Consider the following 26,556-nt stretch of genomic DNA (forward strand, 5'->3'; position numbering starts at 1 on the left):
TTATATGGTTAAATTTAATAAAAATAAAATATTCACAAGAATTAGTGATATTTTTTTACAACAAAACCACCATAATTTATTTGATAAATTATGTGATGAGGTGCTAATGAATATTCGGAAATTTTTACTTAGCTTTAATACGGTTAACGTCTATTTGTTGATCTCTATAGCATTTTTATTTTGTCTGATTGTCTATTTCTATGTGATTAATCCAGTAGCAGATTGAAGATTACATTTTGATTAATTCTATTATTATCTGGTTTTGAATTGAGTATTGTTTTTATAGAAACAGGTACTTATAAAAGAAGCCCTGTTATAGGGCTTCTTTTATTTTTGCTTTATTATCATCAAGCATCATTTTCATGACCTTGTACTTGTTTTAACAGGTGCTTTTCAAGGTAATGGATATCCATTGCTTGAGCACAGAAATTTTCATCTTGCAAAATAAGATCTTTATGCAGTGGAATATTGGTTTTTATTCCAGTCAGAATCATTTCATCCAATGCTTGCTTCATTCGTGCAATTGCAGTTTCTCGATCTTTACCATGTGCAATGAGTTTCGCAATCATTGAATCATAGTATGGTGGAATGCTGTAACCTTGATAGATATGTGAATCCAGGCGAATACCAGCACCACCTGGAGCATAAAAGCTCTCAATCTTACCTGGAGAAGGTAAGAAGGTAGACGGATCTTCAGCATTGATACGACATTCTATCGCATGTCCTTGAACTGTAATTTCGTCTTGTTGCAGATTTAGACCCAATCCGGCAGCGATACGCAATTGTTGTTCAATAATATCAATACCAGTAACCAATTCTGATACAGGATGTTCTACCTGAACACGAGTATTCATTTCAATAAAGAAGAATTCCCCATCTTCAAATAGAAACTCGAAAGTACCAGCACCTCGGTATTGCATAAGTTTACATGCATTAACACAAGCTTCTAAAATATCAGCACGTGCCTGCTCAGGTAAACCTGGTGCAGGTGCTTCTTCTAAAACTTTTTGGTGGCGGCGTTGTAAAGAACAGTCACGGTCAAATAAATGTACCGCATGTCCATTACCATCTCCTAAAACCTGTATTTCAACGTGACGTGGTTTTTGCAGAAAGCGTTCCATGTATACAGTGTCATCACCAAACCACATTTCAGCATCACGTTGTGCTGCCTGAACGGATTCAAGTAAAGTGTCAACACGTTCAACAATACGCATACCACGTCCACCACCACCAGCAGCAGCCTTCACAATAAGTGGAAAACCTATTTCCTTAGCTTCCGCTAAGGCATTATGTGGTGTAACTGCATGAGCTGAACCTGGAACTGTGGGTACACCTGCTTTACGCATTGCGGTGATGGCAGACACTTTATTGCCCATGAGACGAATATGCTCTGGACGTGGACCAATAAAGATAAAGCCTGAGCTTTCAACAATTTCTGCAAATTCGGCATTTTCAGATAGAAAACCATAACCTGGATGGATAGCATCTGCACCAGTAATTTCTGCAGCCGTAATAATTGCTGGAATATTGAGATAGCTTTCACTGCTCGCACCAGGTCCAATACATACGGCTTCATCAACAAAGTGTAGATGCATCAAATCCTTGTCAGCATCTGAATAAATACCAACAGTTTTGATTCCTAAAGTTTTGCAAGCACGAGTGATACGCAATGCGATTTCACCTCGGTTTGCGATTAAAACTTTTTGCAACATATCAACCCCCGGGATATTACGCGCGGTAGCGGAATAAAGGTTGACCGAATTGGATTACATCACCGTTTTTAACAAGGATTTCTTCAATCACACCACTTTGAGTTGCTTCAATAGGGTTCATGATTTTCATTGCTTCAATAATGCCAAGAGTTTCACCGGCTGAAACTGTTTGACCAACATTGATAAAAGGAGCTTCACCTGGACTTGGTGCTGCATAAAATACGCCAACCATTGGCGAAGTCTCGACTGCACCACGAGACGCAGGTTTCGCAGCAGGAGCAGGGGCTGCCGTAGTAGGAGCAGCAACAACACCAGCAGCAACCACAGGATTAGGACGTGTTAAAGCAATCGACTGATCTCCTTCTTTGACTTCAATTGCTTGCAAGTCAGATTCGATCATCAAATCGATGAGCTTTTTGATTTTACGAATATCCATAGGTTTTTAGTTCCTAATATTATGATTGAGTTGAAGATTGAATATGTTCGATTGCGTAATTTAGTGCATAAAGATAGCCCTTAGCACCTAAACCACAAACTACGCCAACGGCTTTATCCGACAAGTAAGAATGGTGTCTGAATGCTTCTCGTGCATGTACATTTGATAAATGTACTTCGATAAATGGAATTGCAACACCAAGTAAAGCATCTCTGACAGCAACGGACGTGTGTGTAAACGCAGCAGGATTGATAATGATGAATTTCACACCATCCTGTTGTGCCTGATGAATTCTGTCGACAATGGCACCTTCCCAGTTACTTTGGAAAGTATCCAATGGAATATAAGCTTGTTGGGCTTCAGCCAAGAGTTGTTGGTTAATGTCTTCTAGGGTGAGGTGACCATAGACCTCTGGTTCGCGCTTTCCTAGCAAGTTTAAGTTTGGTCCGTGAATGACCAAAATGGTCGAACTCATTGAGCTTGCTCCAATTTAAAAGTTGCAAAAATCTTTGCAAGATACGTGCAAAGTTTGCGTATTATGGCATATTTTTCTACAAGTATTTTATAGTTTGTTTTAATCGGTGCAGAAAGACATAACCGTCTGTGTGCTATATATTGTTAACTTTGTGCAAAATTGGCAATGTTAAAATATGACATTTTTTATAGTTGTTTGGTGTCTGCATATTTTAAACTGAATTGACTAAAACTTCTCATTGCTTTTGTGTAACAGCCATATGTGAATCATCTATGCAAAGAATCTCATTATAACGAGTTGTGTAACGAGGAGAGCGATATTGCTGTTTCATTTGCCAGTTTTTTTTGTTTGAATGATAACCAACCTGGATGCAATCGATACCGAAGCGCTTTTCTGCATCATTTAAGGTTTTCATTAGATTTGTACGTTGCTGAATGTGCTTTATAGGTTGCCATAAATCATCAATATGTTGTTGTTTTGGATGCAATGCAGAAAACATGATGGCTATCTTTACGTAATGCATATTTTTTTTAAATAAAACATCAATTTGATGCATTGCAATCCTGGTTAGGGTAAGCAGGTCATCTGTTGCATATTCAAGCCCGATTGCATGAGAAACACTCTTTTTATAAGGTGGTTGCCTTATTTTTTCATATAAAGAAACATGGACACATGCGCAAAGCTGTTGTTGTAAATGTAAGCGTTTATGTGCTCTATTTAAGTGAAATACCAAGGCCTGCTTTAAAATTTCCTTTTCACTTAAAGGAGAGGCAAAACTTCTGGATGAAAGGATTCTTTTAGAGGGAATCGATGGGTCATCTAATGCAATACAGGATTGACCTTTTAGTTCACGAATAGTGCGTCCAAGAAGAACAGAGAACTGCCTTGAAAGGTGGTGTTCATTGGCAAAAGTTAAGTCATAGCAATTTTCTATCGCATAAGGTTTTAACTGTTTGCTGATTTTACGACCAATCCCCCAGACCTCACTAACATGCGTGGAGAGTAATAAGTTTTCAAAAATACATAGATCCAGATTTGTCAGGTTACATACCTGATTAAAACCAGTATGTTTTTTTGCAAAATGATTGGCAAGTTTGGCTTGGGTTTTTGAAAAGCCGATCCCAATACAACAAGGTAAACCTAGATATTGATCAATTTTTTTAACCAGAATTCGACAATATTCCTCAATATCTAATGTATCTGTATAAGAGGTCAATCGTATAAAACATTCATCGATGGAGTATGGTTCAAGGTCATGCTCATTAAAGTGGCTTTTGAGCATATTAAAAAAACGGCGAGACATATCACCATAAAGCTCATAATTACTCGAATAGACTTGTACCCCAGCTTTTAAGGCATCTTGCTCTATTTCATACCAGGGAACTGCCATACTGATATTGAGTGCCTTAGCTTCATTACTTCTGGAGACAACACAGCCATCGTTGTTACTGAGTACAACAACAGGTTTCCCATTAAGTTTTGGGTTAAATACACGTTCACAGCTTACATAACAATTATTGATATCGATGAGTGCAAAAATCTCATGTTGGAAAAGCTGTTGCATGACTTATTTCAACTTCTTCAAAATACATGTCACAACTCCCCAGATAAAAAGTTGTTCTTCACTATGCAGAAATATATGTGGAAAATCAGGATTCTCAGCTTTTAACCAAATTTTATACGTACCATTTGACAGTTTTTCTCTCATGAGGCGTTTAACTGTAAATTCATTATTAATTAGAGCAAGTACAATATCGCCATGTTCAGCTTTTAAACTTCTATCAATTAGAATTCTATCACCAACCTCAATGCCTGCATTTTTCATGGATAATGAGTTGACACGTAACATAAAGGTTGCTTGAGGTTCTTTGACTAAAAAATCATTTAAATCAATTGCATCAACAGAATAGTCCATAGCAGGTGATGGAAAACCAGCGGCAACAGATTCGAGGGGAGCACTAATTTTTAGCTGGGTTTTAATTTGAATCGGCTTTAAATCTGGAAATGTTTCAAGATCACTGGCTGATTTAGGTTTCAAATATTGTTTAATCTCAATCACTTTTGATTCGGGTATACGCATAACTACTGTTTTCTCAGCATACTTTGCTTTACGTCCAGCATTATTTCGTTTTCCACCATGCATATTGACTGGTGTGCCTGATTTGTCCATGATTTTTAAATCTTGAATTTGTAACATATTCAAGATAACAAAAAACGTAANTATAATAAAGAATCTTTTGCTGAATTTATTGTGTCTGAAACATCATCCGAATAGAATAAATTTTGAAATTTATGAATTTGGTGGAATCGTCGAATATGCAAGAATTTATTGAAGAGCAAAAACTGCTTTGCGAAGAGTTTGATTCCGCTTATATCAAAGTGAATGATGATGATTTGATTGCGATTGCAGTCCATACTTTAAATAAAGAGCCAATCGTAGGAATTCGTAAAAAAACACCAGGTGATGAAAATGTAGAATGGTTTATTTATGGTGGGGAGCTAGAGGAAGGGAATGATTTTTTTGAAATTATTACCGTTAAAAAATTAGAAGAGATATTCCCTGATGCTATCCCTTATCTCGCTTTGGAAAGGGGATTTCGTTTTATGATTGATCAAGATGATTATGAAGACGTGTGGAAGGCTGAGTAGTCTTAATGAAAATGATAATTGTCAGGAAATGATATAAAAATGTCAGGAAATGACAAGTGACTATCTTTAATAATATTTATGTTAGGATGAGTCGCAAAAGATATTCCCTGATCTTTTGAGTGAGCTTTCTAATTCGTCACAAATTATGATTGATGACACGTCNCAAACCCGCTGTAACAGGCGGGTTTTTATTTGTGATTAAAAAAAGAGCACAAAAATATGGGATGAGGATTTATATGAAGCAAAATAAGGTTCGAGTAGAGCATAGAACTAAACTTTCAAATTTTAATAATTACACTTAAACTCATCGTATTAAAAATAATTGATGAGCATCAAATATGAAATGGGAAAATATTGGTGACCAACCATGTTCTATCGCACGGACATTATCGATTGTTGGTGATCGTTGGACCATGCTCATTTTACGAAATGCATTTATGGGAATGCGCCGTTTTGATGATTTTCAGGAAAATTTAGGAGTGACACGTCACGTTCTTTCTGATCGCTTAAAGCGTTTGGTCGAACACGAAATTTTAGTGAAAACACCTTATATGGATAGACAGGAACGTTTTGAATATCGGCTGACTGAAAAAGGTTTGGATTTTTATCCCGTGTTGATGTCTATGGTGGCATGGGCTGATAAATGGATGGATGCAGGCTTAGGAAAGCCAGTTGAATATGTTCATACTACATGTGGGCAAAAATTCACACCAGTCATGACCTGTTCAGAATGTGGGGAAAAGCTTAACCTCAAGCAGGTCAAAGTTCATTTTGGACCAGGTTTTTATGCATATCAGGCTAAACAGAAACAGGCATAATATAATAGAGAGCTGCTGAAATCTTGGAAATACAAGATATTGCCAATTCAACAGCCAGATATCACACCAATGTTTGTATAGTAATCAAATCTACTATAAACAGTTTGCGGGTTTAGGAATACCTGACAAACGACTTAAATGGCGTGCAACCAGACCTGTATTAAATTTTTCCTGCAATAATGCATTATTGATTTCTGGACCAATTGTTTTCGTGAGATATTTGATCAGTGGGCGGGTTGCAGGAGAGTGCCCGAATTGCTGATAGAATTGGCGGACTGCTTGTAAAACATCATAGTGCCAAGGGGTTAACTCAAGTTCTAAAGTATTTGCGAGTTCTTGAGCGATATCTTCATTCCAGATAGTGTAATCAATCAAATGACCATCTTGATCAAGTTCTAAATTCATAAAATAGCCTAAGCAAATGAACGATAATTTGTTTCTAATCTATTTTAGACTAACACAACGTGTAAATTGTAAAATCAGATCTGCAAATGCTGAATAATTGATAGTTTTAAAATGAGATGGAAGTTCTCCAACTAAAATTTCAGCATCATTTTCCAGTATATAGACTGTTTCAGGATGATCTAGAAAAGGGTGTTGTGAAAATAACACTGTGTCACCCATTAATAATACAGCGTCAGATGGCGCAAAAATTGACTCAAGTTTGTCTAGAGTTGCCTTGGTATGATTGTAATTTGATTGGATTAAGTAAAGCGTTTGATTTTGCATTTGTATGATTACCAATATAAAACTTGATCAAAAGATTGAATTAGCTCACGATTTAGCTCAATAAAATCAATTTCTTGTTGAGACTCTGTTACAAAACACGAATTTTTATTCTTATTTTCTACTAGAATCGGTGTGAGATCGTAAAATTCAAAGCTATCTACCATATTGGAGGCGATTTTAAAGGCATGTTTTAGCTGCTCAAAAGAGAGATCAGATTTAAGTAAGCTTAAGGCAGCATCTTGTAGTAACACTTTGACTTCACAGCCAAAACTTGCCAATACCATAGTTGCGGACAGGCTTTCATGAACTTGCAAACTATTGAGGTTTGACTGGGTTAAAATAACGAGTACAGTTTTCACACAATTTACCTTTGAAATGCAACAATCAATCAAAAAATAACGACTTAGAATTGAATGATACGGTCACAAGTTTGTACGGCATCGGCAAATTCGCCAAGACCAACCAGCTCAAACCCTTGAGCCAGATTATGGTTTGGAATTTGATGTCGTTTTGCATTCTCTTGATCGGTTATGCCACGTGCTAAAGCAGCACTTACGCATACGGGGAGTCGAATGGATAATTTTTGCCACTCTGTCGTTAAGTTTCGTTGATCATCGGGAACCCATTGTAAGTTATTGGCAACGCTTACAGCATCTTGATAGAAAAAAACGCGGAAATCTTGATTTTTGGCTTTTAAAGCCTGAGCAAGACCCAGAGCATGCCATGCATGTATAGCACTTGGTGCGGAGGTGATAAGCAATAAAGTACTCATGAGAATTTCACTTTTAGAATAAGCATGCAAATGCAATTGCATTATTCAGATGGGATAGAAAGGTAGCATTATACAATGATTTTAGTGACTGGTGGTTTAGGCTTTATAGGCTCGCATGTGGTGTTAAGCTTGCTGGCTCAGGGGCAAGAGGTCGTCATTGTTGATAATTTAGCCAATGCAAGTTTAGAAACATTAGAAAGACTAGAATATATTTCTGGCATGTATGTGCCTTTTGTCAAAATTGACGTACGAAATACACCCGCTTTAAATAAAGTTTTTGAACAATATTCAATCGACGCTGTAGTACATACAGCTGGATTTAAATCGTTAGAAGAATCTGTACTTAAACCGCTTGAATATTACAATGACAATGTTAGCTGTATTATGAGTTTACTTCGTGCCATGCAACGAACTGGGGTTCGAACTTTAGTACATCTTTCAAGTCTGACTGTATATGGAAAATCAACACTGGAATTGAATGAAGATGAGGCTTATGAGTTTGCCTATCCAAATCCATATATCAAATCGCAACAAATGGCAGAAGAGATTCTTCGGGATACCAGTAAAACAGATAATGAATGGCGTATTGCCATGCTTCGTGTAGGGAATGTCGTCGGTGCTTTTGAGCATGGAGTATTAGGAGAAGTTGTCACCCAGCTTCCAAAAAATATTGTTCCTTTGGCGATGCAGGTTGCTGCTATACAGCGTGATTGTATTGAATTGCAAAATCAGGCAAATACTCAGGATAAGACAGTAGAACGTAGTTTTGTGCATGTTCTGGATGTCTGTGAAGCGGTGCAAAATAGCTTATATTGGTTACAAAGCCAATTTAATGTTTGTGAAGCTTTTGATATCGCAGGAGAGGTGTATTCTATACGGGCACTACTTGAGCAGATTGAAGAAGTAACCAACAGTAAGATCAAGACTGTCGATGCGGCAGAGCAACGTCAGGAGTTGGATCAGGTTGGTTCAAACAGCACTAAAGCTCTCGAAATATTGAACTGGAAAGCAAAACGAACTTTAAAACAAATGATTGAGGATGAATGGCGGTTTTATCAAAACTTACTCAATAATCGATAATTTAATTTGATAATGATAATTATTTGCGTTAAGTTGTTATCAAAGTAAATCTTCGTACTTAAATGAATTGATTGAGTCCGCGATTTGCACGTTAAAGACAACAAGAGGTAAATATGCAAACACGTATAGAACACGACACTATGGGTGATGTTGAAGTTCCGGGCGATGCGATGTGGGGAGCACAAACCCAGCGCAGTGTTCAAAACTTTAAAATTGGAAATGAGCATATGCCTCGCCCAATGATTAGGGCAATGGGTCTGGTAAAAAAAGCAGCTGCGATAACAAATGCGGAGCTGAACCAGATCCCAACTGAATTATCAAAATATATTGTAGATGCTGCAGACGAAGTGATTTCCGGAAAGTGGGATTCGCAGTTCCCATTGGTGGTTTGGCAAACGGGTTCAGGTACGCAAAGCAACATGAACTGTAATGAGGTAATTGCCAATATTGCTAACCAGAAACTCGGTAATCCTTTAGGATCACAAAAACCAGTCCACCCAAATGATCATGTTAATCGTGCACAATCGACCAATGATTCATTTCCTACAGCTATTCACGTCGCGGCTGCATTGCAAATCAATGAGCTGCTCATTCCAGCTGTAAAACGTTTGAGAGATACCTTTAAGCGAAAATCGGAAGAGTTTCAGGATATTGTTAAAATTGGTCGTACACATTTACAGGATGCAACTCCATTGACACTTGGACAAGAGTTTAGTGGTTATGTGCAACAGTTAGATAATGGTGTACAACGTTTAGAGCAAGCACTGGTGTGGTTGTATCAGCTGCCATTGGGTGGCACAGCCGTTGGGACTGGCTTAAATGCGCATCCTGATTATGCTGAAAAGGCTGCTGACGAATTGGCGAAATTAACTGGGCTGGCATTTGTCACTAATCCAAATAAATTTGAAGCATTGGCAGGTCGTGACGCCGCAGTATTTGCTTCAGGGGCATTAAAAACTCTTGCAGCGAGTTTAAACAAAATTGCCAATGATGTGCGTTGGCTTGCGAGTGGGCCACGCTGTGGTTTAGGTGAATTATATATTCCTGAAAATGAACCAGGTTCAAGTATCATGCCTGGCAAGGTTAATCCGACGCAGTGTGAAGCAATGACGATGGTTGTGGCTCAGGTCATGGGAAATGATACAACCATTAATATTGCAGGCGCGTCAGGTAATTTCGAACTGAATGTATTCATGCCAGTGATAGCTTTTAATCTGATTCAATCGATTCAATTATTAGGTGATGCATGCAATAGCTTTGATGAGCACTGTGCTGTGGGAATAGAGCCAAATCGTGAGAAGATTGATTATTTTCTACATAATTCATTAATGTTGGTGACAGCGTTAAATCCTGTGATTGGTTATGAAAATGCAGCCAAAGTTGCTAAAACTGCATATAAGCAAGGTAAAACCTTGAAAGAAGTTGCTGTTGAGCTTGGGTTTGTGACTCCTGAACAATTCGATGAAGTGGTTAAACCTGAGAAAATGGTTTATCCAAATGTGAAATAATTCAGCATTTTGTTGAAAAGATTAGTCTAATACTTTGTATCTAGGGCGTATATCAGTAGAATACGCCCTAGATTTTTATTTACGGCGATGATGATGCTTGATATCTATTTAACAGATGAAAAAACTAAAGTTCAGTTTAAAGACTATCCAGGCGATCATCCTGTTAAATTTGTTTTGAATTTTAAAAAGATTTTTCCAAGCGTCATGGAGCTGTTACTTCCTGTTTTACCAGAAAATGAAAATCTGGAAGAGATGACTTGGGAATCAAATCGCCGTGATTTTGAGATATTTAAAAAATTACTTACAGGTTGGGGTGTGATTGAATTACGTTTGCATGCCATTAGCCAGTTTAAAGATAAGAATTATGCAGATCAGTTAGTGAAAAAAGCACAGGTTAAACGTAAGGAATATACAAAAACTCAAAAGCAGCTTGCAACGTTTGAGCTGGATTATTTGTTTATGCATGAAATTCATGCATTGATTGATGCTGAACTGGTTGAGCTAGGTGAAAAGTTTTATTTACCAACCTTACGTGATATCTGGAAAGATACAGTTTCTGCTAATGTATTAACTGCCAGGTTTAAATAGTTTTTATGGTAATGATTTGATTAAAAAAGGAGCTCTATCAGGCTCCTTTTTTCTTTAGAATACAGGTGGTGTATAGGTTAATGATCGTCCTAAAATCCAAAGCAAGAACATTACCAATGGTATATGGAAAATCAATTGAGTAACGGTAAATCCAATGACATCTTTGGCTTTTAATTTTAAAATTCCAAGCATTGGTAGCATAAAAAATGGATTAATCAAATTGGGTAAAGCTTCTGCGGCATTATAAATTTGTACGGACCAGCCGAGATGATATTTGAGATCATGAGCTGCCTGCATTACATAAGGGGCTTCAATGATCCACTTTCCACCGCCAGACGGGATAAAAAATCCTAATATGGCAGAATAAACACCCATCACAATAGCAAAAGTTTCTTTAGATGCAATAGAGACAAAAAACTCAGCAATATAATGGGAAAGGGAAAGATCTTGACTATTCATGGCATGTGTCATGATAAATGCGATACTGCCGTAAAGCGGAAATTGAATCAAGACACCAGATATTGCTGGTACGGCTTTAGATACGGCGTTTAAAAAATTTCTTGGTGTACCATGTAATGCCAGACCAAGCATAAGAAAAATAAAGTTGTAAGTATTTAAGCCTGAAATCGCAACGATAGGATTGCCTTTTCCAAACTCGTTAAACATCCAGATGATACCCAAAATTACTACTAAGATTGTGAGAATAGGGGAGTTTTCAAGCCAGTCACCTGGTCGCTTGGATTTGACTTGAGATTTTTCTGTTATTTGCTGGTCAAACTGGATATCAAACTCGTCTACGGTTTTTACTGCATTGCCTTTTGGTGCTGACCAGAATGCAATGGCAATTGAAGCAATAATTAATATTGCTGTCATGATCATGGATTGTGGCAGGAAAATGGTTTCAGTAAATGGAATAACACCTGTAAGCTGATAGATCGGTTCTGGCAGACTCGCTTTATTTGCCTGTAATTGTGCAGCAGATGAACTGATCCCGAGTGCCCATGTAGCCCCCATTCCAATAATGGCAGCAGCGGCGGCTGCACGGTAGTCCATATTCAATTCTTTACGTTTTGATAATGCAATGACCAGTAATGCAGTTAAAACTGTACTCATTGCCCAATTGATTAATGAAATAAATAGACTGACTGTTGCAACTAAAACGATCGCACCTGTACCAGAGGTGGGGATTCGTGCCAGTTTGTTTATCAGTATTTCAACAGGCCTGGATACTGAAACGACATAACCGACAACAATCAACATACACATTTGTAGGGTAAATGGAATCAGGCTCCAGAAACCATCACCGAATGCCAGTGCAACATCTTTTGCTGGCGCACCTATGGAAAAAGATGCGATAGAAACAATAACCACGCCCAAGAGCGCAAAGATATATGAATCAGGAAACCATTTTTCAGACCAGTCACTCACTCTGATGGCAAACTTCTGTAAAATATTTTCTGAGCTAGACATAAAAACTCCTGTATTTATTTTTGTCAGCATCCTGCTGCATCTTTAGAATAATTTATAGAATATTTACTTGAAATTTCCTATATGTGTCAATTCCTATCTTGAATGGTGTCATCAATCTATCAATTATGAACAAAATCTGAATCTGTCCATCATGACTTATATTCATTTGTCATTTTGCCAATAGGCTTGAGCAAAGCTTGAAGGATTATGGCGATTGAGTACCTTATTGATGTTTTTGCTTGCTAGCATTAATTCATCCAGATGTATTCCAGTTTCAAATCCCATATTTGAAAGTAGATAATACAAATCTTCTGTTGCTACATTTCCTGCTGCACCTTTGGCATAAGGACAACCACCTAGTCCAGAAATGGATGAATCAAATATACGGATTCCTTGTTCGAGAGACTGATAGATGTTGGCTATGGCCATGCCATAGGTATTGTGAAAATGTCCAGCGAGCAAATGGGAGCCGATTTCACTCAGGCAAATATCCCAGACTTTTTTGACCCGGTCTGGCGTAGCTGTGCCGATGGTTTCACCTAGTGATACTTCATAGCAACCCATTTCTAACAGTTTTTGAGTTACTTTTAAAACCTGTACAGGGGCAATCGCACCTTCATAAGGGCAATCGACCATACATGAAACATAACCGCGAACTTTTATCTCATCAGCTTTCGCTTGAGCTAAAACATCTGCAAACTTTTCAAAACTCTCATCAATCGTACAGTTTATATTTTTTTGAGTAAAGCTTTCCGAAGCTGCTGTAAATACAGCTATTTCTTTACAGCCTACGGCTTTAGCCTGTTCAAAACCTTTTAGATTTGGTATCAATAAGCTCAAGTTAATATGCTTATCTTTTGGCAAAGATAGAAATAAATCGGTACTGTTTGCCATTTGCGGAACCCATTTGGGAGACACACACGAACCTACTTCAATATTTTTCAACCCTGTCTGCATTAAATCCAGAATAAAACTTTTTCTTTGTTCAATACTTAACGGGGTTTTTTCATTTTGTAGCCCATCACGTGGACCAACTTCAACAATTTTTACAAACTCGCTCATGCTGCTCCCTCAGTTAATGGCTCAAACTCGACCAGTTCATCGCCAGCTTTAACTTGATCACCTGTCTGAAAAAATGCTGCTGAAATGATGCCATCACGAGGTGCGCGAATCGAATATTCTATTTTCATGGCTTCTAAGGTGATTAATACATCATCCTTTTTCACCTGATCATTTTTAGCCACTAAAACTTGTGTGATAACACCTGGCATCGGTGCTTTTAAGTTAGCATCTGAGTCCTGAGAGTCATCACTATCAAACTGGTTTTGGACATATTTAAAAATATGGCTTTGTGCATTTTGATAAACGGTGAATCCCTCAGCATTTTTGTTAAACACAATTTTTTGTTGGATACCATTTAAGTTGATCTGCAGAGTGTGTGTATCTAAAAGTAGTCCAGATATTGTATAACTTTGATTATTTAGTTTGGCAGTATAACCTTGATCATTTACTTCAAATTCGACTTGAATTGTTTGATCAAGATAGTCAAGTTTCACCAGATATGTGCTTTGAATATTGACGCGCCATAAACTTTGACTTTGCCAAATATTATTTGTAGTCGAAGTCTGTTTAAATCTGGAAAGTAATTCTATAAATGCTGAACTGACTATTAATTCTGGAGTGGCAGACTGAATATTTTTAAATAAAAAGTCTTCTTCTCGGGAAATCAGGTTAGTATCGAGTTTAGCTTTTTTAAATGAATCTGAGCGAATGATACGATCCAAAAAGGCAATATTGTTGCCCAGCCCGGCGACATGAAACTGTTGAAGGGCATGGTGCATTTGTATCAGGGCAGCATCACGGTTTTTGCCCCAGACAATCAGCTTGGCAATCATTGGGTCATAATAGGTCGTAATTTCATCACCCTCAACAATCCCACTATCTACCCGTACATACTGATTTTGTTCAGGATAATGTAAATAGCTAACTTTCCCGATGGCAGGTAAATAACCTTTTTCAGGTTCTTCAGCATAGACACGTGCTTCAAGTGCATGTCCTTTTATATTTAAGTTCTGTTGCTGTTTGGGTAATGTTTCACCATAGGCAACACGAAGTTGCCACTCTACCAGATCTTCACCTGTAATCATCTCTGTGACAGGGTGTTCAACTTGTAGCCGTGTATTCATTTCCATGAAATAAGCAGTACCATCTTGTTCAACGATAAACTCAACAGTCCCAGCTCCAACGTAGTTAACAGCTCGAGCCGCATCTACAGCAGCTTTACGGATTACTGCTAGCTTTTCATCCGGCATATTTGGCGCAGGGGCTTCTTCAAGTACTTTTTGGTGGCGGCGTTGTACAGAACAATCTCGTTCAAAAAGATGCACATAATTTCCATGTGTATCTCCAAAGATTTGAACTTCAATATGACGTGGATTGACTACATAGCGTTCAATGAGTACATCATCATTGCCAAAGCTTGATTTGGCTTCACGTTTACAAGAAGCTAGCGAGTTTAAAAAGTCGGCTGACCTTTCAACCAGACTCATGCCTTTACCACCGCCACCTGCAGAAGCTTTGATTAAGACTGGATAACCAATAGCATCTGCTTGCTGTTTTAAAAACTCAGCATCCTGATTATTCCCATGATAGCCAGGAGTTAATGGGACGCCTGCCTGTTCCATTAACTGTTTAGATGTTGCTTTCAAACCCATTTTTAAAATGGCATCGACAGGAGGACCAATAAAGGTAATACCATGCTTTTCACATGCCAAAGCAAATTGATCATTTTCTGATAAAAAACCATAGCCAGGATGGATTGCCTGTGCTCCTGTATCTAATGCAGCCTGTATGATTCGTTCAATCTGCAAATAACTTTGAGCAGCAGGTGAAGCACCAATATAAATGGCTTCATCAGCCTGTTTGACGTGTTGTGAGTTGTGGTCTGCATCAGAGTAAACCGCGACAGTTGCGATGCCTAATTTTTTTGCTGTACGGATAACACGACAGGCAATTTCACCACGGTTAGCAATTAGTATTTTGTCGAACATCTGCTTATCCTTATCATTCTTCTGATGTTGTTTTGACCCAGGTCGGGCGTTGTTTGTTTAAAAATGCATTGAGTCCATCTTTGGCTTCACTACTTTGGCGTAAATGGGCAATATGTCTTGCTGTCTTATCTAATAGGGCATTATTGACTGGTTGATTTGATACCATTGCAATCAATTGCTTAGAAGCCGTTTGTGCATTTGCTCCGCCTAATAGCAATGCCTCAACAATTTCCTGTATTTCCTGATCCAGATGTTCCGGTTCTGTAACTTCGTGCACCAGACCGATATCATGTGCATGTTTTGCCGAAATCCGTTCAGCCGTTAAAAAGTAACGTGAAGCCTGTCGTGCCCCAATTGCCCTGATGACATAGGGACTGATCGTGGAGGGTGCTAAACCTAAACGAACTTCTGATGTGGCAAATTGGGCTTCAGTGCTGGCAATGCAAATATCACATGCAGATGCTAAGCCCATACCACCACCAAGGGCTGCACCATGTACACGAGCAATAGCCGGTTGTTTTAACGTCGCAAGTGCATCAAGCATTTGTGCCAGTTTTAATGCATCTGCTTCGTTGTCAGTCAGTTCAGCTTCACCTTGTGCTTTCATCCAGTTTAAATCTGCACCAGCAGAGAAGCTTTTACCGCGTCCAGCTAAAATGACAACACGAATTTCATCAGATTGGTTTAAAGCATTAAAGCAAGAATGTAATTCCTGAATAACGTCTGGATTAAAGGCATTATGTACATCTGGCCGGTTCAGCCAAATGGTCAGGACTTGATCATTTCGTTCCAGTTGAAGATATTTAAATTCCATTTTTAAAGCTCCTTACATACGGAACACGCCAAATTTTGTTGGTTGGATTGGTGCATTCAATGTCGCAGCCAAACTTAAACCCAATACATGACGTGTTTGTGCTGGATCAATCACACCATCATCCCAAAGCCGTGCTGAAGCATAATACGGATGCCCCTGTTTTTCATATTGATTACGTATTGGTTGTTTGAACTCATCCTCTGCATCACTAGACCAGGCTTCACCTGTGGCTTCTATCTGGTCACGTTTTAAGGTGGACAATACACTTGCAGCCTGTTCACCGCCCATAACAGAAATACGTGAATTTGGCCAAGTCCATAGAAAGCGTGGAGAATAAGCACGCCCACACATACCATAGTTTCCTGCGCCAAATGAACCACCAATAATTAAAGTGAGTTTTGGAACATTGGCATTTGCTACGGCCATAACCAGTTTTGCACCGTGTTTGGCAATGCCTTCATTTTCATACTGGCGGCCTACCATAAAGCCAGTGATATTTTGTATAAACAGTAAAGGAATGTTGCGCTGTGTACATAGCTCTATGAAATGAGCGCCTTTTTGAGCTGATTCTGAGAATAAAATCCCATTATTGGCAATAATGCCTATAGGCATACCATAGAGTTCTGCAAAACCAGTCACTAATGTTGAACCAAAACGGGCTTTAAACTCATCAAAACGAGATGCATCGACTATACGTGCAATAACCTCACGGACATCAAATGGTTTGCGAGCATCATTTGGAATTACCCCGTACAGTTCTTTTTCATCAAATAGAGGAGGAATGATTTCATTTTTGTGGTTTTGTGGCTTTTTATTAAGATTGGCGACAATATTACGTGCAAGCTGAATCGCATGTTGATCATTTTCAGCGAGATAGTCAGCAACTCCAGACAGACGGGTATGTACGTCACCACCACCTAAATCTTCAGAACTTACAACTTCACCTGTAGCTGCTTTGACAAGTGGCGGGCCACCTAAAAAAATCGTGCCTTGATTCCGTACAATAATGGTTTCATCAGACATGGCAGGAACATAAGCCCCTCCAGCGGTACAGCTGCCCATGACTACAGCGATTTGTGCTATACCTTGACTGGACATGCGTGCCTGATTATAGAAAATTCGCCCAAAATGGTCACGATCTGGAAATACTTCATCTTGTAGTGGTAAAAAAGCACCACCAGAATCCACCAGATAGATACATGGTAAGTGATTTTGTTCAGCGATTTCCTGTGCCCGTAAGTGCTTTTTTACAGTCAGGGGATAATAGGTTCCACCTTTAACAGTGGCATCATTGGCAATGATCATGCAACTAATACCATGAACCTGACCAATACCTGCTACCATTCCTGCTGATGGTACATCATCTTCATATACCTGATAGGCTGCAAGCTGACCTATTTCCAGAAATGCTGTACCTGCATCAATCAGTTGATCGACTCGCTCACGGGGTAAAAGCTTACCGCGATCCAGATGTTTTTGACGTGCTTTTTCCCCACCACCAAGTGCAATTTTCTTTGTGATTTTTTTTAAATCATCCACCAATGTTTGCATGGCCATCTGGTTATTTTTAAATTCATCACTTCGGGTATTTATTTTGCTTTGTAGTTGGTTCATTCTGAATTCCTTTACATATTTGATGTTTAAGCCGTCTCATTGAAAAGTTCACGACCAATTAACATTCTGCGGATTTCAGAAGTACCAGCACCAATTTCATAGAGTTTTGCATCACGCCATAAACGCCCAGTGTTATATTCATTGATATATCCGTTACCGCCTAAAGTCTGGATTGCTTCTCCTGCCATCCATGTGGCTTTTTCAGCCGCATATAAAATGGCACTGGCGGCATCTTTACGCAGGCTACGGTCATGCTCAGTTTTGTCACAGGCAGCACCGATTGCATAAACCAATGCCTTACAAGCTAACCAGGTCGAATACATATCTGCAATTTTACCTTGGATCAGCTGAAACTCTCCCAATGCTTGTCCAAACTGCTTACGGTCATGGATATAAGGAATAACAACATCCAGACAGGCATCCATGATTCCAAGCGGGCCAGCAGAAAGCACTGCACGTTCATAGTCCAGTCCACTCATCAGGACTTTAGTACCATTACCTACGCCACCCAATACATTTTCTTTAGGGACTTTGACATTATCAAAGAACAGCGGGTAGGTATTGGAGCCACGCATACCGAGTTTGTCCAGATGCGAGCCATGGCTAAACCCAGGCATGTCCTTTTCAATTAAAAATGCGGTCATGCCTTTAGCACCAGCATTTAAATCTGTTTTGGCATAGACCACCAATACATCAGCATCACCGCCATTGGTAATCCACATTTTTGAGCCATTCAGGACAAAGTGATCATCGTGTTCATCGGCACGCAATTTCATGCTTACAACATCAGAACCTGCATTGGGTTCTGACATGGCAAGTGCACCAACATAGTCACCGGAAATTAGTTTAGGAAGATACTTCTGTTTCTGTGCTTCGTTACCATTACGTTTAATTTGATTGACACACAAGTTAGAATGAGCACCATAAGACAACCCGATCGAAGCTGATGCGCGTGATATTTCCTGCATCACCAGAATATGTGCAAGATAGCCTAGATTACTACCACCATATTCTTCACTTACAGTTAAACCGAGGAGACCCATATCACCCATTTTTTTCCAGAGATGATGCGGAAATAAGTTATCCTGATCCACTTTTTGGGCAATAGGAGCAATTTCTTTTGCGCAGAACGCGGCAACGGAGTCACGTAGTGCGAGTAGTGTTTCATCTAAACCAAAATCGATGCTGCGTAGATTCATTGTGTTATATCCTTAAGGTTATATTTGTTATTTCCATAAGCATGTCTGCTGTACTTAAAATCTAACATACAACTATTTTTTAAAAAAGTGAATACATATTCAGAAAATGATTTACAATTCATTTTAAATGTATGAGAATAATTTTATGAGTTATAAACGATCAACATTAATGCAGGAGCGGATGGAGCAAAATCGCAAGATTATTTTGCAATCTGCTCGTGAGCTTATTGCCCAAGGGGGCTTTAAGGATGCGCAAATTCAGGCGATTGCTGAACGTGCTGGTGTTTCCAGTGGTTTGGTTTATCGTTATTTTGAAAACAAAAGCCAGGTGTTAATTGAAGTATTATCTGATGCGATAACACATGAAGTCAGCATCTTAAATAATATTGCTAAAGGTGAAATAAGCCCTTTGGAAAAATTACGCAAGGCGGTTGCAACATTTATAAAACGCGCCATGAATAGTCCGCAGTTGGCGTATTCACTGATGTTTGAGCCAGTTGATCCTGAACTTGAACATGAGCGTTTTAGAAGTAAACAGCGTATCAAACAAAGCATTATTGATATTTTAGCTCAAGGTGAAGAAACGGGTGATTTTGTATTTGAAGATTTAAATACTGCTGCGTTATGTGTTGTTGCGACCATGACTTATGCTGTAGTTGAACCTTTGAATCCTTCACAAACTGTTACACCTGATCAGGGTTACATGGACGACTTTGTAAAGCAGATTACAGAATTTTGTGTCAAAGCTTTACTTGCACCGCAGGGAGACAAATAAGCAATTATTTTGCACTGCTTTTAGCTTTATAAAGTCGTTACAAGGAATACAACAAAAAGATCAAGACTGAATTACAAAGAATCAAGGAGTATGATTCAAATGACAAACGCAGGGTTAAGTTATGCCAACGGTACAAGTGATCATCCTTTACTAGGGATGACCATTTCTGAAAGTTTTGATCAGGCATGTGATCAATATGCTGATCATGAAGCAGTCGTCAGTTGTCATCAAAATATACGCTTGACGTATAAAGAACTACAGGCAAAAGTGAATGCCTTTGCCTGTAGCTTGCTGAAATTAGGTCTAAAAAAGGGTGATCGGCTTGGAATATGGTCGCCTAACTGTGTAGAGTGGACGATTACCCAATTTGCAGCCTGTAAGGCAGGAATTATTCTGGTTAATTTGAATACGGCTTATAAGTCAAATGAGCTCGAATATGTTTTAAATAAAGTGTCCTGTGTTGCTCTGGTTATCGCTCCGACTTTTAAAACTTCGGATTATCAGGAAATCATTACAAAAATAGCCCCTGAAATACTTGAAGCTGAAAACAAAATTTTAAACTCTGTCAGATTGCCACATCTAAAACATGTGATCAAAATTGAAGACCAACAACATACAGGTATTCACCGTTTTCATGATTTATTGACAGAACCAACGGATCAACAATTGTTTGATTTACAGGAATTGGCAGATCAGCTTCAGTTTGATGAGACCATCAATATCCAGTTCACTTCTGGAACGACTGGAAATCCGAAAGGGACGATGTTAACTCATCATAATATTCTGAATAATGGTTATTTTGTTGGTGAAACCATCAAGCTGACACCCCAGGATCGGGTTTGTATCTCCGTTCCGCTATTTCACTGTTTTGGTATGGTGATGGGTAATTTAGCTTGTATAACACATGGTTCAACCATGGTTTATCCCGCTGGAGTCTTTAACCCGCTGGAATCGCTGAAAGCCATGCAGAATGAAAAATGTACTGCATCTTATGGCGTGCCGACCATGTTTATTGCTATTTTGGAACATGAGCAGTTTGATGAGTTTGATTTATCTTCATTGCGAACAGGTATTATGGCAGGAAGCCCATGTCCAAGAGAAATCATGCAACGGGTGATTGATCGGATGCATATGACAGAAATTACCATTTGTTATGGTATGACTGAAACATCTCCCGTGAGTGCACAAAGTTCGACAACTGACTCGCTTGAAAAGCGAGTGGCAACCGTTGGTCGTATTCATCCGCATATTGAAATAAAAATTGTCGATGAACAGGGCAATATTGTTCCAAGAGGGAAACTGGGGGAACTTTGTGTACGAGGCTACTCAGTGATGATGGGATATTGGGGAGAACCTGAAAAAACAGCAGAAGTTATTGATGAAGCTGGCTGGATGCATACAGGTGATATTGCTGAAATGGATCAGGAAGATTTCTTTAAAATTAAAGGTCGTATAAAAGATGTAGTAATCCGTGGTGGGGAAAATCTGTTTCCTAAAGAGATTGAAGACTTTTTGTATACTCACCCAGATGTCTCGGACGTTCAGGTCATTGGTTTGCCTGATGCCAAATATGGTGAGGAGCTGTGTGCATGTATTATATTGCATGAACACCATCAGACAAATGAAGAGATCATTCGTCAATACTGTAAAGAGCATATTTCACATAATAAAGTTCCACGTTATGTACGATTTTTTAGCGAATTTCCTTTGACAGCTTCCGGCAAGGCGCAAAAATTTAAGTTACAGGAGTTTATGCGTAAGGAGTTAAATCTTAATGATATATTCCAATAAGAGAATGTTATTTAACGCTTTGAATACCTAATAAAGTCTTTTTATGGGTATTTAGGGAAGTAATTGAGGTTAAAACAAGATTATTGCTTTTCACAACCTGGCAGGATAGTGGTTGTCCTTGCCAGGTTAAGATTCAACATTAGATGAATACAGATGTGATGCTGGATAATATAAATAATGTATGTAATAATTTGTTTTATAAAATTATTTTAATTTATCAAAAAATCCTGAACATGATTAGAGCATAGAAATGGCAAAAGATTTTACCAGTCCAAAAGTGGTAGATAGTTATGATGATCATATTCGTAAATTGATTCCGGGTTACGATCTGGTGCACATGCAGGTTCAGGCTATTTTAACAAGCTATCTAAATCAACATGCACGGATACTGGTTGTCGGCTGTGGTACAGGATATGAGCTTCAATATCTGGCTGAATGTTTTCCTGAATGGACATTTACAGCGATTGATCCATCAGTGACCATGCTCGAAAAGGCCAAAGCACATTTGAGCAGGTCAGCTCAATTTAAAAATATCCAGTTTATTTTAGGTGATACCTCGATTTTAAAGACATTGGAGACAACTTTTGATGCGGCATTGTCTATCTTGGTCGCTCATTTCGTACCTGTCGAAGCTAAACTAAATTTTTTTAAAGACATTTATGATCAATTGAATGATAGTGGAATTTGCCTTAGCTTTGATTTAATGAAAATAGAAAGTAGATATGAATTAGATATCTTGCAAAATTTAGCTGAACAAACAGGACTGAACTCAAGCCAAAGCCAGAATATGGTAGATCGGTTAATGCAGGATTTTTATCTGATCCCGGCAGATGAAATGAAAAAAATATATTCAGATGCAGGGTTTGCTCGTATCAAAAGCTTTGCACAAGTGTTGAACTATTATGGATTTATTGGTTTAAAAAAGAATGAGTAAGCTGTAAAAAGCTAACTCATTCGTATACAAGTTATAATGCTTCACTATATAAATGAGCAAAAGCTGCAAGTAACCGATAAGCATCATCCGCTTTTGAAACATTGATAATGTCATCTTGTACACTAACCAGATCTTCAGATATCAAGTATGCAAGAATTTTTTCATATTCCTGAGATATTTCTTCGAGACTCCATTTTAAGAAAAAGGCATTTTTAATGTCTGGGTACAAGACATTCATTTGTTCAAATAAATCTGCTTTTTCAATTGAATCTTCACTTTTAAATAGCTCTGCCATACAAGCCGTTAAAATGAATGTATGTAAAATATTATTACTAAAATATTTCAGTAAAGCTTCCTGTTTATCACAAACTTTTATCCAGCGTTCACCATCATGTTCAACATATTCAACCTGTTTAAGTTTTATACCATATTGAATAATTTCATGATTTGAAAGCTTGGTGATTTGCATTCGGTCATCATAACGATGATGGGTCAAAAGATTTTTAAACTGTTGTAAACGCTGAATAACGACACGTTCTTCCAGTGAGCTGGTTGGTGCATTTAATAAAACCAAAGCGAGTAAACTGACAGGATTGATGACAACGGCTCTGTTGATGTTTTCCAAAATATCATTTGCAACATCATTCACAGTATTTTTGACGGAATCTGGTAAATGTTCTGTCAAAGCCAGTTGTTTCGGAGCTTGATTCTGTTTTAGTAGAGGATCTAAAAAAACAGGTTCGCCAAAGTTAACATGTACAACACCAAATACTTTTTCGATTTTTTTGATTGATTTTATAATACCAAATAAAGATTCAGCTTGTTTTTTTTCACCACCTAATTCTTTGATATATGAAGAACCTTCAAGTAACTTTTCATATCCAAAATAGGTTGGGATGAACACAATAGGTTTAGTCGAACCACGTAAATGACTCTGAATCGTCATTGATAACATGCCTTTTTTTGCAGGAAGCAAACGTCCAGTACGAGAACGGCCACCTTCAATAAAGTATTCAAGTGGCGTATTTCTTGAAAGTAAACTGTGCAAGTATTCCTTGAAAACGGCAGTATAAAGTGCATTACCATTAAAACTTCTTCGAATAAAGTATGCACCTGCACCACGTGCAATCTGTCCGAAAACAGGGAGGTTTAAATTAATCCCGGCCGCAATATGCGGAACCATCAAACCACGTTTAAAAATTACATAAGATAAAAGTAAATAGTCAATATGACTTCGGTGGCACGGGGTATAGACGATTTCATAATCTTTCGCAAGTTCACGAACCATATCAAAATTGTGGACTTCAACGCCGTCATAGAGCTGAGTCCATAGCTTGGTTAGGGCAATATCAGCAAAACGAATTGTAGAATATGAAAAATCAGATGCAATTTCATCTAAATAGTTCCGTGCACGAATTTCTGACTCAAGCAAACTTACTTTTTTATTGATACTTTCTGCCCGAATAGCATCACGGATAGCATCAGCAGTCATTAACTGGTCTATAACAGTACGGCGATCAGAAAGGTCAGGACCTAAAATTGCTTCTTTGTATTGGTCAAATTGATGATTAAGTTCACGCAATACAAAGTGTGCAGGAGAGAAGTTTGGTTCTCGTTCTGTAGCTGCCCGGATCAGATCTTGTAATGATATGGCTTGATGGAACTCTATGTAGTTATCACGTCCATACAGTGTAATATTAAACGCCTGTTTTATCTTTGTTGGTGTTGACCAGGCATCAGTCATTAAAGCCTTATACCAGTTATCTTCATATTCTGGTGCGCGTCCCCAGAGTATAGTGACTGGAATCAATAAAACATCTTCATAAGGATGTTTGATCAAATATTCTATTAAACGGACTAGTTTATCTGGATAGCGTGTATGGTCTAGGTTTTTACCGCTTTTATGTAAAGATAAAAAACTATCAGCTTCATTTAACTCGTTAAGTTTTAGAGGCGCATAAGCAGGACTTAACTGTAGTTTTTCCGTTTCATTATCAATTAAGACTTTATTCGAAGTTGAATCTTCCTGAATAACATAGCAAATAGGGGAGGTATTATTTAGGTTTTTTGTTACTTGTTCTAAATTATGGGTATCTCCTAGCACCTGAGGTGTGACGATTTTATCCAGAATTTTTTTGGTAAATTGTCTATATAACTTTTGATAAGCATTCGCCATGATGATCCTAATCTCTGTGCTATCCAGTTATTATCCCTGAAATCGTATACAAATATGCAAGAAAATTTGATGACAATTCAGACAGATAAATTAAGAAATATATTAATTTTTTGATTTATAAAGATAAATATATTTTTTGTTAAGTCTAATTCAAGCGTTTTTAAGTTAATATTTGATTTTTCATTGAAATTTAAAGATTCAATTTTTGATATTTTATGTCAAACTAAAAAATTGGTCTGGATAAAAGCAAATCATGTATTTGTTTGTCTGTCTAATAGCTGAAGCTGATATAGTTAGTAGGGATTTAAGGTCACCGATGCTTCTAAATTAGTAACTTTTAACTAATGGTCATCACCGCAGCAATAAAAAGTTTGTTTATTAGATGAAATTAAAGGATAGATTTAAATGGGTATGACTGTTGTTATAGGCTGGAATCAATCCCAACCCATTGATAAACAATGGACTGAAGTTGAGTATAATTCTCACGCGATTTCACTTATACTTTGGTTAATTTCCAATGCATTAGAAAAAAAATATCCCAATATCTACTGGGATATTACGGAGAGAATATCTATTCACCTTATAAAATTTGATGAGCTAAATCAGCATGACTTTATGACAGCTGTTATGGCTATTCGCAATTTAATTGAAAAGGAAGGTAATTCAATTAAAGAAAATGCTGAATATTGGAATAGTGATATAGAACCTTTAATTATTATTGATGATCGTTACGATCCTAATTTCAAATTAGACGAGTAGATCTTAATACAATTAAATTTGAAGAGAAACTATCGTTAAGATAGTTTCTCTTTTTTATTTTTTCTAAATAATCATTTATGTCCCATCTTATTAATCACTCTAATCGGTACAGTATAACTTTGACCTGAAGTACTCGGTCTTGGTTCTAAAAACTGCTCGATTGGTCTATAAGTTATCGGGTTTGCCCGCCATAACTCTACACCATTAACCAGCTCTGTAACAGGTTTTTGGGTTTCCAGATCTGTGATCCAGAACACACATCCTTGTTGTTTATTTGGGTTTAGCTCATAACCGACTTGATATTTCTTGTTCGGTTCAATATTTACTTTGACTAAGTTGGTGTAATTAAAAGCACCACGCCCACACCAGATTTGTAGGTCATGTTCACCCGCTTGAAGAACTAAAGGTTCTCTCAACTTATGATAACCATCAAAGACTTTCTTTTTATCTATAGCAAAGACAAAGGCGATAGTATCCGCCACATATTTTCGATCATATATATTACCTATGATCGTTGCTGTTTGAGAGGAGGTAGCTGGTGGGGCGTAGTATTCAATGGGTATCGTATTCTTAGGTGTACTCATACAACCAGTGAAGAAGATCGAGAATATTGTAATGCAAATCGTTTTTCTAAAGTTAAGCAAGGTATTCACCGTTATTTATTGATTATTACAGGTAGATAAGATTGTTGAGGCTGACTGGATACAGCATTTGAGTATTGCTTAGGAGTAACAATTTCGTGAGTAACTAGGTTTTCTATCCAAAACTCCAAGCCATTTTTTAAGCTGTCCTTTTCTGCTTGATTGTTTTGGATTTGATAGTGCTGCCCAGCCTGCGCATTAAAGGTAATTTCGCCCGAAGAAAATAATTGTTGAGCATCTGAAATATAGCGAATTGTTGTTTCACCTATGGGTATCTGGTAAATTTTTTTCCAGTTTTTATATTGATCTAGTGTCGCCTTGCTATTTATCGATGTGATGTAGATATGGGCTTTAACAAATTTTAATGAAGTAGCTGTTTTCTGAACTCCTTGTATGGTCGAGATTTCAGCTTGATCTGGATTTGAAGGTGGTTGGTAGAGTAGCTCTGGAGGGATGTTCGCCTGAGCAAATGTTCCTGAGAATAAACAAGTCATCAAAAAAGCAGTTTTATTTATATTCATAAATTTTACTAATGTTTATGTTCATATTTATTTAAATATTATATC

Annotated in this window: 28 protein-coding genes; 10 read left to right on the plus strand and 18 right to left on the minus strand. The window is 37.9% G+C overall.

Translation table 11 applies throughout. The features are described from left to right. The first annotated feature begins 106 nt into the window (after positions 1-106). Positions 107-226 carry a hypothetical protein gene (locus tag KPC_RS20955; RefSeq protein WP_456049170.1) on the plus strand — a complete coding sequence of 40 codons (120 nt, stop codon included), beginning with the start codon at positions 107-109 and terminating at the stop codon, positions 224-226. A 121-nt stretch (positions 227-347) separates the two neighbouring features. On the opposite strand, the gene accC is transcribed toward KPC_RS20955, so the two are convergent. The 5 genes from accC to KPC_RS05625 all read right to left on the minus strand — a co-directional run bounded on the left by accC (position 348) and on the right by KPC_RS05625 (position 4,820). After that, positions 348-1,712 carry an acetyl-CoA carboxylase biotin carboxylase subunit gene (gene accC / locus KPC_RS05605; RefSeq protein ID WP_121973435.1) on the minus strand — a complete coding sequence of 455 codons (1,365 nt, stop codon included), beginning with the start codon at positions 1,710-1,712 and terminating at the stop codon, positions 348-350. Between the two features lie 16 nt (positions 1,713-1,728). After that, complete coding sequence (accB, locus tag KPC_RS05610; protein ID WP_121973436.1) at positions 1,729-2,148, minus strand: acetyl-CoA carboxylase biotin carboxyl carrier protein; 420 nt, start codon at positions 2,146-2,148, stop codon at positions 1,729-1,731. A gap of 19 nt (positions 2,149-2,167) precedes the next feature. After that, positions 2,168-2,623 (minus strand): type II 3-dehydroquinate dehydratase, encoded by a 456-nt coding sequence (aroQ, locus tag KPC_RS05615; RefSeq protein ID WP_121973437.1) that lies wholly within the window; start codon positions 2,621-2,623, stop codon positions 2,168-2,170. Positions 2,624-2,858: 235 nt separating this feature from the next. Next, positions 2,859-4,187, minus strand: coding sequence for a Y-family DNA polymerase (locus KPC_RS05620; RefSeq protein ID WP_121973438.1), 1,329 nt, complete (start codon positions 4,185-4,187; stop codon positions 2,859-2,861). Positions 4,188-4,190: 3 nt separating this feature from the next. Next, positions 4,191-4,820 (minus strand): LexA family protein, encoded by a 630-nt coding sequence (locus KPC_RS05625; protein ID WP_228212173.1) that lies wholly within the window; start codon positions 4,818-4,820, stop codon positions 4,191-4,193. 119 nt (positions 4,821-4,939) lie between these two features. Here KPC_RS05625 and KPC_RS05630 point away from each other — a divergent pair, with 119 nt between their 5' ends. Both KPC_RS05630 and KPC_RS05635 read left to right on the plus strand, forming a co-directional pair. Then, a complete protein-coding gene (locus KPC_RS05630; protein ID WP_121973439.1) occupies positions 4,940-5,272 on the plus strand; it encodes an immunity protein Imm33 domain-containing protein in 333 nt (110 codons plus the stop codon). Positions 5,273-5,610: 338 nt separating this feature from the next. Next, positions 5,611-6,090 carry a winged helix-turn-helix transcriptional regulator gene (locus KPC_RS05635; RefSeq protein WP_121973440.1) on the plus strand — a complete coding sequence of 160 codons (480 nt, stop codon included), beginning with the start codon at positions 5,611-5,613 and terminating at the stop codon, positions 6,088-6,090. Between the two features lie 93 nt (positions 6,091-6,183). On the opposite strand, the gene KPC_RS05640 is transcribed toward KPC_RS05635, so the two are convergent. From KPC_RS05640 to tusD, 4 genes are read right to left on the minus strand one after another with little or no spacing between them, the layout of a single operon-like run. Further along, positions 6,184-6,495, minus strand: coding sequence for a TusE/DsrC/DsvC family sulfur relay protein (locus KPC_RS05640; protein WP_121973441.1), 312 nt, complete (start codon positions 6,493-6,495; stop codon positions 6,184-6,186). A gap of 39 nt (positions 6,496-6,534) precedes the next feature. Continuing rightward, positions 6,535-6,819: a DsrH/TusB family sulfur metabolism protein gene (locus KPC_RS05645; protein ID WP_121973442.1), complete on the minus strand. Its 285-nt coding sequence runs from the start codon at positions 6,817-6,819 to the stop codon at positions 6,535-6,537. Positions 6,820-6,827: 8 nt separating this feature from the next. Continuing rightward, a complete protein-coding gene (locus KPC_RS05650) occupies positions 6,828-7,178 on the minus strand; it encodes a hypothetical protein (RefSeq protein ID WP_121973443.1) in 351 nt (116 codons plus the stop codon). A 44-nt stretch (positions 7,179-7,222) separates the two neighbouring features. Further along, on the minus strand, positions 7,223-7,591 hold the full coding sequence (gene tusD / locus KPC_RS05655; RefSeq protein ID WP_121973460.1) for a sulfurtransferase complex subunit TusD: 369 nt from the start codon (positions 7,589-7,591) through the stop codon (positions 7,223-7,225). Positions 7,592-7,666: 75 nt separating this feature from the next. Between tusD and KPC_RS05660 the strand changes: the two genes are divergently transcribed. The 3 genes from KPC_RS05660 to KPC_RS05670 all read left to right on the plus strand — a co-directional run bounded on the left by KPC_RS05660 (position 7,667) and on the right by KPC_RS05670 (position 10,767). Then, positions 7,667-8,671 (plus strand): SDR family NAD(P)-dependent oxidoreductase, encoded by a 1,005-nt coding sequence (locus KPC_RS05660; RefSeq protein WP_121973444.1) that lies wholly within the window; start codon positions 7,667-7,669, stop codon positions 8,669-8,671. A gap of 113 nt (positions 8,672-8,784) precedes the next feature. Then, positions 8,785-10,179 (plus strand): class II fumarate hydratase, encoded by a 1,395-nt coding sequence (gene fumC, locus KPC_RS05665; protein WP_121973445.1) that lies wholly within the window; start codon positions 8,785-8,787, stop codon positions 10,177-10,179. 93 nt (positions 10,180-10,272) lie between these two features. Next, complete coding sequence (locus tag KPC_RS05670; RefSeq protein ID WP_121973446.1) at positions 10,273-10,767, plus strand: hypothetical protein; 495 nt, start codon at positions 10,273-10,275, stop codon at positions 10,765-10,767. Positions 10,768-10,821: 54 nt separating this feature from the next. Here KPC_RS05670 and KPC_RS05675 read toward each other — a convergent pair whose 3' ends face one another. From KPC_RS05675 to KPC_RS05700, 6 genes are all read right to left on the minus strand, one after another. Then, entirely contained in the window at positions 10,822-12,237 is a 1,416-nt protein-coding gene (locus tag KPC_RS05675; protein WP_121973447.1) for a short-chain fatty acid transporter, read from the minus strand. Positions 12,238-12,399: 162 nt separating this feature from the next. Beyond that, entirely contained in the window at positions 12,400-13,299 is a 900-nt protein-coding gene (locus KPC_RS05680) for a hydroxymethylglutaryl-CoA lyase (RefSeq protein ID WP_121973448.1), read from the minus strand. Further along, positions 13,296-15,287 carry an acetyl/propionyl/methylcrotonyl-CoA carboxylase subunit alpha gene (locus tag KPC_RS05685; protein WP_121973449.1) on the minus strand — a complete coding sequence of 664 codons (1,992 nt, stop codon included), beginning with the start codon at positions 15,285-15,287 and terminating at the stop codon, positions 13,296-13,298. The genes KPC_RS05680 and KPC_RS05685 overlap by 4 nt, the downstream gene beginning before the upstream one ends. 13 nt (positions 15,288-15,300) lie before the next feature. Continuing rightward, on the minus strand, positions 15,301-16,101 hold the full coding sequence (locus tag KPC_RS05690) for an enoyl-CoA hydratase/isomerase family protein (RefSeq protein WP_121973450.1): 801 nt from the start codon (positions 16,099-16,101) through the stop codon (positions 15,301-15,303). A gap of 12 nt (positions 16,102-16,113) precedes the next feature. Further along, positions 16,114-17,715: a carboxyl transferase domain-containing protein gene (locus tag KPC_RS05695; protein WP_121973451.1), complete on the minus strand. Its 1,602-nt coding sequence runs from the start codon at positions 17,713-17,715 to the stop codon at positions 16,114-16,116. Positions 17,716-17,741: 26 nt separating this feature from the next. Then, positions 17,742-18,914, minus strand: coding sequence for an isovaleryl-CoA dehydrogenase (locus KPC_RS05700; protein WP_121973452.1), 1,173 nt, complete (start codon positions 18,912-18,914; stop codon positions 17,742-17,744). Positions 18,915-19,059: 145 nt separating this feature from the next. Between KPC_RS05700 and KPC_RS05705 the strand changes: the two genes are divergently transcribed. The 3 genes from KPC_RS05705 (at position 19,060) to KPC_RS05715 (ending at position 22,414) form a co-directional block, all read left to right on the plus strand. Then, complete coding sequence (locus KPC_RS05705; protein WP_121973453.1) at positions 19,060-19,689, plus strand: TetR/AcrR family transcriptional regulator; 630 nt, start codon at positions 19,060-19,062, stop codon at positions 19,687-19,689. A 99-nt stretch (positions 19,690-19,788) separates the two neighbouring features. Continuing rightward, a complete protein-coding gene (locus KPC_RS05710) occupies positions 19,789-21,480 on the plus strand; it encodes an AMP-binding protein (protein WP_121973461.1) in 1,692 nt (563 codons plus the stop codon). 250 nt (positions 21,481-21,730) lie between these two features. Next, positions 21,731-22,414, plus strand: a complete 684-nt coding sequence (locus tag KPC_RS05715; protein ID WP_121973454.1) for a class I SAM-dependent methyltransferase — start codon at positions 21,731-21,733, stop codon at positions 22,412-22,414. Between the two features lie 31 nt (positions 22,415-22,445). Here KPC_RS05715 and plsB read toward each other — a convergent pair whose 3' ends face one another. Next, the gene (gene plsB / locus KPC_RS05720) at positions 22,446-24,593 is read right to left on the minus strand and encodes a glycerol-3-phosphate 1-O-acyltransferase PlsB (protein WP_121973455.1); all 2,148 of its coding nucleotides are present in this window, start codon (positions 24,591-24,593) and stop codon (positions 22,446-22,448) included. Between the two features lie 402 nt (positions 24,594-24,995). On the opposite strand from plsB, the gene KPC_RS05725 reads away from it, so the two are divergent. Continuing rightward, complete coding sequence (locus tag KPC_RS05725) at positions 24,996-25,349, plus strand: hypothetical protein (protein ID WP_121973456.1); 354 nt, start codon at positions 24,996-24,998, stop codon at positions 25,347-25,349. Positions 25,350-25,420: 71 nt separating this feature from the next. Here the strand turns inward: KPC_RS05725 and KPC_RS05730 are convergent, their stop codons facing one another. Together KPC_RS05730 and KPC_RS05735 are read right to left on the minus strand one after the other, a co-directional pair. Continuing rightward, a complete protein-coding gene (locus KPC_RS05730) occupies positions 25,421-25,933 on the minus strand; it encodes a hypothetical protein (protein ID WP_121973457.1) in 513 nt (170 codons plus the stop codon). Between the two features lie 71 nt (positions 25,934-26,004). Continuing rightward, positions 26,005-26,511 carry a hypothetical protein gene (locus KPC_RS05735; protein WP_121973458.1) on the minus strand — a complete coding sequence of 169 codons (507 nt, stop codon included), beginning with the start codon at positions 26,509-26,511 and terminating at the stop codon, positions 26,005-26,007. Positions 26,512-26,556 lie beyond the last annotated feature (45 nt).

Source organism: Acinetobacter stercoris (assembly GCF_900323515.1).
Classification (GTDB): domain Bacteria; phylum Pseudomonadota; class Gammaproteobacteria; order Pseudomonadales; family Moraxellaceae; genus Acinetobacter; species Acinetobacter stercoris.